Source organism: Streptomyces canarius (assembly GCF_014650735.1).
Classification (GTDB): Bacteria; Actinomycetota; Actinomycetes; order Streptomycetales; family Streptomycetaceae; genus Streptomyces; species Streptomyces olivaceoviridis.
Genome location: NZ_BMVN01000055.1, coordinates 1 through 10,184 on the forward strand (window position 1 = coordinate 1; position 10,184 = coordinate 10,184).

General features: G+C 73.5%; 4 protein-coding genes. 1 reads left to right on the forward strand and 3 read right to left on the reverse strand.

Going from position 1 to position 10,184, the window contains the following annotated elements; genetic code table 11:
• Positions 1 to 783 precede the first annotated feature (783 nt).
• From IE294_RS40105 to IE294_RS40115, 3 genes are all read right to left on the reverse strand, one after another.
• Positions 784 to 3,498 (reverse strand): helix-turn-helix transcriptional regulator, encoded by a 2,715-nt coding sequence (locus IE294_RS40105; RefSeq protein ID WP_189894327.1) that lies wholly within the window; start codon positions 3,496 to 3,498, stop codon positions 784 to 786.
• A 123-nt stretch (positions 3,499 to 3,621) separates the two neighbouring features.
• Positions 3,622 to 6,360, reverse strand: coding sequence for an ATP-binding protein (locus IE294_RS40110; RefSeq protein WP_189894328.1), 2,739 nt, complete (start codon positions 6,358 to 6,360; stop codon positions 3,622 to 3,624).
• Between the two features lie 1,124 nt (positions 6,361 to 7,484).
• Positions 7,485 to 8,714 carry a cytochrome P450 family protein gene (locus tag IE294_RS40115; protein ID WP_189894329.1) on the reverse strand — a complete coding sequence of 410 codons (1,230 nt, stop codon included), beginning with the start codon at positions 8,712 to 8,714 and terminating at the stop codon, positions 7,485 to 7,487.
• A 160-nt stretch (positions 8,715 to 8,874) separates the two neighbouring features.
• On the opposite strand from IE294_RS40115, the gene IE294_RS40120 reads away from it, so the two are divergent.
• Positions 8,875 to 10,176: a glycosyltransferase gene (locus IE294_RS40120; protein ID WP_189894330.1), complete on the forward strand. Its 1,302-nt coding sequence runs from the start codon at positions 8,875 to 8,877 to the stop codon at positions 10,174 to 10,176.
• Positions 10,177 to 10,184: the final 8 nt, after the last annotated feature.

Consider the following 10,184-nt stretch of genomic DNA (forward strand, 5'->3'; position numbering starts at 1 on the left):
GATCCCCAGCACCCGGTGTCCGCGGTCGGCGAGCCGCCGCGCGGTGGCGAGGCCGATCCCCTTCGTTGCTCCTGTGATCAGCACGGTACGTCCGGACAACAGTGGTCTCCCTGTCCTTGAGCATCCCTGACTCGACCCCGTCGACGATCTTCCCACTCGCCGCGTCCGGCACCGTGCCGCCGTGCGCCTCCGCGGCGGCGACGAGGTACGGAAGTGCCTGGGAGCGGGTACGCAAAGGCATCCGACGAGTGCGTCGTGATGAGTCGTCTGCCGTCGGCCGGACCTCCTCGGGTCGCGTGCGCCGGAGCGGGGCCGATCACGTCGTAACAGACGACGGGGCCGGGGCGACGCGCCGGGAGCCGGTCGACCTGCCTGCACCGGCTCGCCGCGAGGCGGCTTCCTGGAGAAGCCTGGCCACCGGCGGACTTGAGCGGGGTGGTGGCGGGGGTGATGGCACGCCGGGCCTGGTGGCGGGCCGCTGCCAGGCCCCCGCCGCCGGCGGCGCGGGGGGTGCCGCAGGGGTTGCCCGACCGGAACTGGACGGGGCCGGCGCCCACCGGAGGACCCCGTACCGTCGTGGACGAGCTAGCTGTTCACCGTGGCCGGTGAGTGTTCCGGCGAGGTGCTGGTCTTGGCGCGGGGCGGCTGTCTCGCGTGGCCGGAGGTCTCTTCACGAAGCGGCGACGTCGAGGTGATCCTGCCCGCGGCACGGCGTTGGCTGCGGTCGCGGCGGTGAGGGTGCGGCGGTACGGACACTGTTCCGGGAGCCGGCCGGCACGGGTTTCAGGGTGAGGAGCGCAGGAGGCGGCCCAAAGCCGTGCGGGAGGTGACGCCCAGCTTCGGGAAGATGCGGTGCAGGTGGCTGCTGACCGTCCGGTGGGAGACGTAGAGACGCTCGCCGATCTCCCGGTTGGTGAGCCCTTCGGCCACCATCAGGGCGATCTCCAGTTCCTGCGGGCTCAGCAGCTCCCGCGCGTCGGGCACCCCCTTGGCGCTCGCTTCGCCGGAAGCGCGCAGTTCGCGGCGGGCCCGCTCGGCGAACGTGACAGCGCCCAGAGCGTCGAAAGCGTCCCGGGCGGCCCGCAGCGGGGTGCGCGCGAGGGCGTCGCGGCGTCTGCGGCGCAACCACTCGCCGTAGGCCAGTTGCGTCCGGGCGCGGGCGAAGGGCCAGCGCGTCAGGTCGGCGGCCAGTGCCTCGGAGAACAGGCGTTCCGCGTCGGCGTCGTCGGCGAGGACCGCGCGCGCGAAGCGCACTCCGATGTGCAGCGCCGGCGACGGATGGACGGCCGCGACCTCCTCCGCGCGGCCGACGATCCCGCGGACCTCCTCCGCACGGTGCGCGCGCAGCGCCACGTCCACCAGGTCCATCAGCCCGTAGTGCAGCGCGGAGGGGTGGAACGCCGGCGACGCCGGATCGTGCGGCTGCCGGAGCCGGTCCAAAGCACCGTCCAGGCAGTCCTGCGCGGCGGCGACCTGCGCGAGCGCCAGGTGGGCGGTCGCCAGGACGGGGCGGGTGCGGTACGCGCCGCCGAGACCGATCGCCTCCGTGGCCAGTTCCTCCACCTCCGCGAACCGCCCGCCCAGCGCGGCGATCAGCGCCTGGGTGGCGCGGATCGTCGCCCGCAGCACCGGCTGGGAGGTCTCCGTGGCCAGCTGGAGCGCCGCGTCGGCCGACGGGACGGCCACCGTCAGGTCGCACAGCAGCGCGGCGCTCCACGCCCGGACCGTCAGCGCCTTGGCCAGTAGACCGAACCGGCCCTGGGCCCGCAGGCCGTTCAGGGCGGCGGCGGAGAAGCTCGCGGCCAGCTCGAAGGCGCCGACCAGGACGGCGGCCGTACCCAGCGTCTGGTCGGTCACCGCGTCCCCGCTGGGGTGCGCGGCCCAGTGGCGGAGCCGGGCGAGGACGCGCGCGCCGTGCTCCAACGGCGCCGCGCAGGCCATGACGGCCAGTGCCAGCGGCTCGTCGGCCGGTTCCAGGCGTTCGGCGAGGGCGGCCACGCGTCCGGCGGCCGTGTGACCGCCGTCCTCCCACACACAGTGCAGTGCCGCCGTCCACAGGATGCGCAGGGCGAGTGCGCCGTCCCCGTCGGCGGCCACGTCCTCGGCCAGCTCGGTCAGCGTGACGACGTCGGTGCCCTCGGGCAGGTCGTGGTGGAAACGGGCCGCCGTCCACGCGGCCAGGGCCCGCTGCCGCGCGGACAACGGACCGGCATCCGCGCGGTCCACAAGCCGGGCCACCTCGTCGCGCCGCCCGGCCTCCACCGCGAGGTCGGCCGCGCGCAGGAGCAGCTCGGCACGGCGCTCCGGGCAGTCGGTGAGCTGCGCGGCGTCGTCCAGCGCTGCGACCGCGGCCAGGACACCGCCGCGTTCCGTGTGCTCGGCCGCCGCTTCGAGGGCGGCGTCCGCGTCGTCGTCCGGGCCCGGCCCGGCGGCCGGGACCGGCTCGCGGGCAGGCCCGGGCCTGGACGGCGTACGGTCGACGGCGGCACGTACGCGGCGGTGTTCCTCGGGGCTCGCCCCGGACAGCACCGCCTCGCGGATGACCGAGTGCCGGAACCGCAACTCGCCCCCGTGGACCGTGATCAGGCGCCCGCGCACGGCCGGAGCGAGATCGTCGGGATGGACGGACTCGCCGGCGATCACCTGTGCGGCCTCCACCACAGCCGTGACGCCGCTGCCCTGGTGAACCGCCGCGATCAGCAGCAGCAGCCGGGTGAGCGGCGGCAGGCCGGCCAGCCTGGCGCGGAAGGCGCTCTCCACCCGGGGCACGGGCGGGGGCGACGCGGTCGTCGTCGCTTCGCCGTACGCCTCACGGGCGACGCGGGCCAGCTTGACCAGCACGAGCGGATTGCCGTCGCCCTCCGCCAGGACGCGTGCCCGCAGGACGGGGGAGAGGCCGGGTGCCCGGGCGTCGACGAGAGCCGCGGCCTCGGCGGCGCCGAGCGGATCCAGCGGCAGCACCGGCAGGCCCGTGGTGTCCGCCGGGGAACGGAAGCCCTCGCGCAGCGTGGCCAGCAGCACGATGGGCTCGGACGAGAGCCGGCGGGCCGCGAAGGTCACGACGGCGGCGGTGGCCGCGTCCAGCCAGTGCATGTTCTCGATCACCTGGAGTACCGGGCGTCGTGCCGCCGCCTCGGCGAGCAGGTTGAGCGTGGCCGACGCCACCTGGAAGGGGCCGGCGTCGGGTGCCGTGCGCGTGTCCAGGCAGACCCTCAGCACCTCGCGCTGGCCCGGAGGCAGCCGGCCGTCGAAGACGCGGACCGGCCGCAGCAGTTCGGCGAGCGCGGCGAACGGGTGGCGGGAGCCCGGTTCCGTGGCGACGGCGGTCAGGACCTGCGGCCCGTCCTCCTCCAGCGAACCCAGGACATGGTGCAGCAGGGCAGTCTTGCCGATTCCCGGCTCGCCGGTCACCAGCAGGGCTCCGCCGGATCCGGCAAGTCCCCGGTCGATGACGTCCCGCAAGGTGGCGATGGGCCCCTCACGCCCGATGAATGTCACCGTGCTCGCTCCCCTACCTGTTACCTGCTCGGTCGAGTCTGGTCAGGGCCTGCGCGGGGCACCGGTGGAGTGCCGGAGCCGGGTCTGCCGTCCAGTGATGGCGGGCCTTCCCGCGCCGGGCCGTCACCGGACGGGCGGGAAGACCGACGCCAGTTCGGCGCGCGACGAGATGCCCAGCTTCGGGAACACCCGGTGCAGATGGGTACTCACCGTGCGGTGGGAGAGGTACAGGCGCTGCCCGATCTCCCGGTTCGTCAGTCCCTCGGCGGCCATCTGCGCGATCTGGAGTTCCTGCGGGGTCAGCCGGTCCCGGGCGTCGGGCTCGCGACGCCGGCTGGTCTCACCGGAGGCGAGCAGCTCCCGGCGGGCGCGGTCGCCCCACGGGGCGGTGCCCAGCGCGTCGAAGGCCTCGCGGGCGGCCCGCAGCTGGACCCGGGCGTCCGTCACGCGACGCTGGCGGCGCAGCCACTGGCCGTAGGCGAGCTGAACTCGGGCCCGGTCGAAGGGCCAGGCGCACCCGCCGTCGGCCAGTGCCCGTTCGAACAGCGCCTCCGCGCCGTTGTCGTCGGCGAGGACCGCGCGGGCGTAGCACAGGCCGCTGCGCAGGGCAGGCGACGTGCTGCGCGAGGCGGCCGTCTCCATCTCCGCGATCACCGACCGGGCGCGCCGGGTGTCACCGCTGTGGACAGCGGCGTCCACCAGCTCGATGAGGGCGTAGCAGCGCAGGGCCGGCTGGTGGGCCGGGTCGGTCGGGTCGTGCATGCGCAGCAGATGGGCGTACGCCTCTTCGTGGCGGCCCGCTCCCATGGCGGCCAGTCCCCGGGCGATCTGGGCGGTCGCCAGTACCGGCCGGGCGGCGACGGGCAATCCGATCCGCTCGGCCTGGGCCGCCAGCTCCATGGCGCTGTCATGCCGCCCCTGGAGCGCGGCCGTACGGGCCTCGGTGGCGACGTTGATGCCATGCAGAAACGTTTGTCCTGTTTCCCGGGCCAGCCGGCTGGCCTCCTCGGCGACGGGGATGGTGGAGGACAGGCGTGCCAACTGGGCGCCGCTCCAGGCCTGAGCGCCCAGGGCCCGGGCGAGCAGGCCAAGCCGGCCCTGCGCGCGCAGTCCGGGCACGGAGACCTCGGACAGTTCCTCCGCCAGCTCGAAGTCGCCGACCAGCACGGCCGCGCTCCCGACCAGCCGGTCCGCCTGGGCGTCGCCCGCCGTCCGCCCGGCCGCCCGCCGCAGATGCGTCAGGACCCGGCTCCCGCTGGTCACCGGCTGGGCATAGGCGAGGATCGCCAGGATGCGGGGATCGTCGTCGGGGAAGGGCAGCGCGTCGGCGAGGGCGACGATGTCACGGCGGGCCGCGTCGCCGGGTTCGGACCAGAAGCAGCGCAGCGCGGCGCTCCACAGGATCCGTACGGCGAGGTCGTGGTCGTCCTGGGCCATGACGGTCCGCACCAACCGGGTCAGCAGGGCGGTGCCCTCGGAGGCGTCCCGCATGCCGTCCTCCAGGCCACCCTTGATCCACTGGATGCGGGCCCGCTGCTGCGGGGTGGTGGCCCACGGGGTCGCCGCGTCCAGCAGCCGGGTCAGCAGGTGCTGCTGGCCGGTGTCCACGGCCTGGTCGGCGGCCTTGAGCAGCCGTTCGATCCGCTGACTGGCCTCGTCGCTGAGGCGTGCGGCCTGTTCCAGGGCGAACACGGAGTCGGCGGCACCGCCCCGGCGGTAGGCGCGGTCGGCGGCGGCCTCCAGCCGGTCCGCAAGCCGCGCGTCGGGCCGGACCGTGGCCGCCGCCTCGTGCCAGGTCCGGCGGTCGGATCCGGGTGGCAGGCAGCGTGCCAGGGCCGCGTGGACCTCCCGGCGGAGGGCCGCGGGGGCCGCCTGCCGGATCGCCGAGCGCATCAGCGGGTGCCGGAAGCGCACCGTGTCCCCGGCCGTCTCGACCAGCCGGGCCGAGACGGCGGGAGCCAGGTCCGCGGCCGTCACCGCGGCAGCGGGACGCGGAGAGGCGACGCTCAGGATCTCGGTGAGCGACGGGCTGTCGTCGCAGGCGGCCGTGAGCAGGATGCGGCGGGTCGTGTCCGGCAGGGTGCGCAGCCGAGCGGTGAACGCGTCCTGGAGCCGCCGAGACATCGGGGTCCACGGAGCGTCGGGGGAGATGGTCTCGTGCCCCGGGGCGTCGGTCGCCAGCTCGGTCAGCGCGAGCGGGTTGCCGGCCGCTTCCTTCAGCAGCTGCTGGCGGGCCACGCGGGCCAGGCCGGGCGCCCGCTCGTCCAGAAGGAGGGCGGACGCCTCTGCGGACAGCGGCCCCACTGCCAGGCCGGGGATGTCGGCGCGGGTCAGATGCGAGGGATAGCCGTCCCGCATGGCGGCCATCAGCAGGATGGGCTCCGATTCCAGGCGCCGGGAGAGGAAGGAGAGGACCTCGGCGCTGGCCCCGTCGAGCCAGTGGACGTCGTCCACGACGAGCAGCAACGGTGTGTCGGCCGCGGCCCGTGCCAGCAGATTCAGGGCGGCGAGCGCCACCAGGAACACGTCGTGGACGGGTGCGTCCGTGATGCCGAGCGCCGCCTGGAGCGCGTCCCGCTCGTTGTTCGGCAGATCGCCGATCAGGGACCGGAACGGGAAGATGAGCTGGTGCAGTCCGGAGAACGGCAGCAGCGTCTCCGACTCCACGCCGACCGTGGTCAGCACGCGGTGCCGGCCCTGTGTGCCGTGCCGTGCCGCCTCCTCCAGGAGCGCGGTCTTCCCGATTCCGGGTTCGCCGTGCACGAGAACGGCGCCCCCTTGTCGGGACAGGCCGTCGATACGGTCTTGCAGGAAGGCCGTCTCGTTCTCACGGCCGAACAGTGCGTCGGCGGGAAACCGCATCGCCGGCACCTCCATGGGAAACGCCCCAGAAACTAAACCGATGGATGAGCGGGTGGACGGTCCTGGGCGGGTCCTGCCGGAGCTACACGACACAGCCAGTAACTTTTCCACAGCAGTGTACTACGTTGCTTCGTTAACCCGGTCCTGCCGCCTTTCCGTGCTTCAAGCGGTTGATTTCGCGCGCGGGTCGCACCCGAAAGAAAAATTTCCGGTGTATTGCAGAGGCTGTCACGGCCGACGGTGAATACGCGGAATTGGTCGCAGGAGTGAACACGCGGATGCGTGTCCTTTCCCGGGCTCGGACGGTGCCACCGGGTTGCATCCGCTGCGGGCGCGGTGAGGACGTCGGTGACCGTGCCGTTCGCGTGGTGATCGCTCACCTGAACGGCACCGGGCGCGTATCGACGTCGGACGGTCCAGGGACTGTAGGCGTCGGAGAAGGCCGTGTCGCGGACGGCGGGACCGGCCGCGACGACCGAGTGCGGCGGAGGCGCGGTAGAAGGTGCCGTGCACCAGCACCAGCGGGCCGTGCCCCGTACGGAGGTTCTCCCCTCCTGTGAAACCCGGGCGTTACGGGCCGTCGGTGATCCACGGCACCTGTTGCGCCCCTTCCCGACTCTCCGCTCGCGCGCCACCGGGCGCATCTGTCATCCGACGGTGCGGTGACTGTCGTGCGCCCGGGAACGCTCCGCGTCACGGCGGTGCCGGCTGCCACGCGGTTGCCCGGGGGCCGGGCGCCCACCGCCGTACGGTCCCCCGCGTGAACCCCTCGATGAGACCGGTTCCGGAGTCATCGGCGGTACGCGAGAGCCAACGGGAGAAGAGGGTGACCGCACCTGGCCGGTCCGTCGCGGTGCGGCGCTGGCCGCGGCGCCGGGCCCGGCTCGGCTCGGCGTGACCGGTCGGGGTCGGCGCCCGTGCGACTGGGTTCGCCGGGCTCGCCTGTCCGCCGATCCACGCGGACTGACGGTGTACGGCCGGCGACCGCCCCCCGGCCGGCCGGTGACGCGCAGCCCGGGGGCGGTGGATCGTGTCACAGCGCGGTGGCGGTCTCCGTGCGCCGGCGCCGCCCGGTGTGCACCGCGCCGGACGCCGCGCGCGCCGTCGTGGCACAGACCGACAGGTCAGCCGGTTTCGTAGCGCACCGGCAGGCTCACCGGACCGCGCATCATCCCCGCCGGGATCCAGCCCAGCGACTCCAGGGGCGTCGTGGGTTCAAGGCGGGTGAAGCGGTGCAGAAGCGTCCGCAGCGCGATCTGGATCTCCAGGCGGGCGAGCGGCGCGCCCAGGCAGTGGTGGATGCCGTGCCCGAAGGAGAGATGGCGGACGGACGGGCGCGTGACGTCCAGAGCGGCCGGGTCCGCGCCGTCCGGCAGGGGAGCGTCCCGGCTCGCGGACACCAGGGACACGACGACGACGTCGCCCCGCGGAATCGGGACGCCGGCGAGCACGAGGTCCTGCGCGGCGAACCGGTGCGTGGTCAGTTCCACGGACGTGTCGTACCGGAGCAGTTCCTCCACCGCGCCGGGCAGCAGATCGGGCCGCTCGCGCAGCAGCCGCAGCTGGCCGGGGTGGCGCAGGAGCGCCACGACGCCGTTGCCGAGCAGATTGACGGTGGTCTCGTGCCCCGCGACGACCAGCAGCAGGGCGGTGCCCACCAGCTCCTCCTCGGACAGCCGCCCGTCTTCCTCGTCACGCGCGGCGACCAGCGCGGACAGCAGGTCGTCCGCCGGCTCCCGGCGCTTGTCCGCGATGAGTCGGCCCAGCAGCCGGTGCAGACCGGCCACCGCCTCCCGGTGTCCGTCCGTGCCCACCTCCAGTGCCTTGCTGCTCCAGGCACGGAAATCGGCGCGATCGGCCGTGGGGATGCCGAGGAGTTCCGCGATCACCGTGACCGGCAGGGGCGCCGTGAACGAGTCGATCAGGTCCGTCTCCCCGGACGGCGGCAGCGCGTCGATCAGCTCGTGCGCGATCTGCTCGACGCGCGGCGCCAGAGCGGCCGTGCGCCTCGGGGTGAACGCGGCGGAGACCAGGCGGCGCAGCCGGGTGTGCTCCGGGGGATCGGCCTCCAGCATCTGACCGCCGAGTCCGACACCCGGCTGGTTGAGGATGTATCCGGCGGCCGTGAGCGCCTCTGCGGCGGGTACCGGATCCTTGAGCAGCGCGGGGTGGGTGAGAGCCGCGCGCGCCTCGTCGTAGCCGACGACGAGCCAGCCTTCGATGCCCGAGGGGAGCAGTGCCCGGTGCACGGGACCCGCCGCGCGCAGACGGGCGTACTCGGCCTGGGCGTTCGCCTTGAAGACGGCATCCAGGCGTACGAGTTGGCGACCGGAAGATGTGTGTAACTCAGTCATGGCATCAGCGTATGCGGCCTTGGGGAGGACAGTGTCCCGGGCAGCTGAACAAATGACCTGCTCCATCATCAACTAGGCTGACATCAGCCGCACCTACTTGTTCTCACCATCACGGGTCATGCCCCGGCCCTTCACCGACTGAAAGGTCAGGACTGCACGGATGGCCAAAGTCATCGTGGCGTCGACTCCTCTGCACGGACATGTCACTCCCATGCTCGCCGTCGCCCAGGGCCTGGTGCGGCGTGGACACGAGGTCCGCTTCCTCACCAGCACCCGGTACGCGGACCGGGTGCGCGCTGCCGGCGCCGCGTTCGTTCCCCTCCCGGGGCAGGCGGACTACGACGACCGCGCACTCGATGTGCAGTTCCCGGGCCGGGCGGCGGCCCAGGGGCCCGGCCGGCTGATCTTCGACATCAAGAACCTCTTCGGTGACGCGATCCCGGACCAGTTCTCCGCGCTCCAGTCACTCCTGGCCGAGTTCCCCGCCTCCACCGTCATCAGTGACCTCCTGTTCTTCGGATCCCTGCCGCTCTCGATGGGCACCCCCCGCAGGGACCGGCCCACCACGGTGACCATGGGCATCTCCCCCGTCCCGGTCGACAGCGTCGACACCGCGCCGTTCGGCTTCGGCGTGCCGCCCCTGCCGGGAGCGGAAGGCCGGGCGCGCAACGAGGCGATGTACGCCCAGGCGCGCGAGGTGTTCGCGGACGCGGAAGGCCATGTGGGCAAGGTGCTGGCCGGACTCGGGGTGGCACTCACCCGGTCGCTCTTCAGCGAGTCGGCCGCGGCGGCGGACCACTTCCTCCAGCTGACCGTGCCCGGTTTCGAGTACCCGCGCAGCGACGCCCCGGCCTCCCTCCGGTTCGTCGGGGTGCTCCCGTCCGAGCCCGGTACGGACGCGGAACTGCCCGAATGGTGGGACGACCTGGTCCAGCGGAACGGTCCGGTGGTCACCGTCACCCAGGGAACCGTGGACAACGCGGACTTCTCGCCCCTGCTGCTGCCCACCCTGCGGGCGCTGGCCGACCTCGACGTGACCGTCGTGGCCGCCACTGCCCGCCCCGGCGGTCCCGAGGCGGTACGGGCCGCGCTCGGCGAGCTGCCCGCCAACGTCCTGCTCGGGGGATACATCCCCTTCGACCGGCTGCTCCCGCTCAGCGACGTGCTCGTCACCAACGGCGGCTACGGCGGCGTGCACACCGCCCTGCGCCACGGCGTCCCCCTCGTCGTGGCCGGTACCACCGAGGACAAGCCGGAGGTGGCCGCCCGGGTCGAATGGGCCGGCGCCGGCGTCAACCTGCGCACCGACGCTCCGGACGAGGAGACCCTGCGCACGGCGGTGGGAACCGTGCTGAACGAGCCGAACTTCCGCAGCCAGGCGAGCGCCCTCCAGGCGGAGATGGCGCAGTACGACCCGATCGCGGCGATCGCCGAGGTCGTCGAACAGCCCGAACACGCCTGAGACGACGT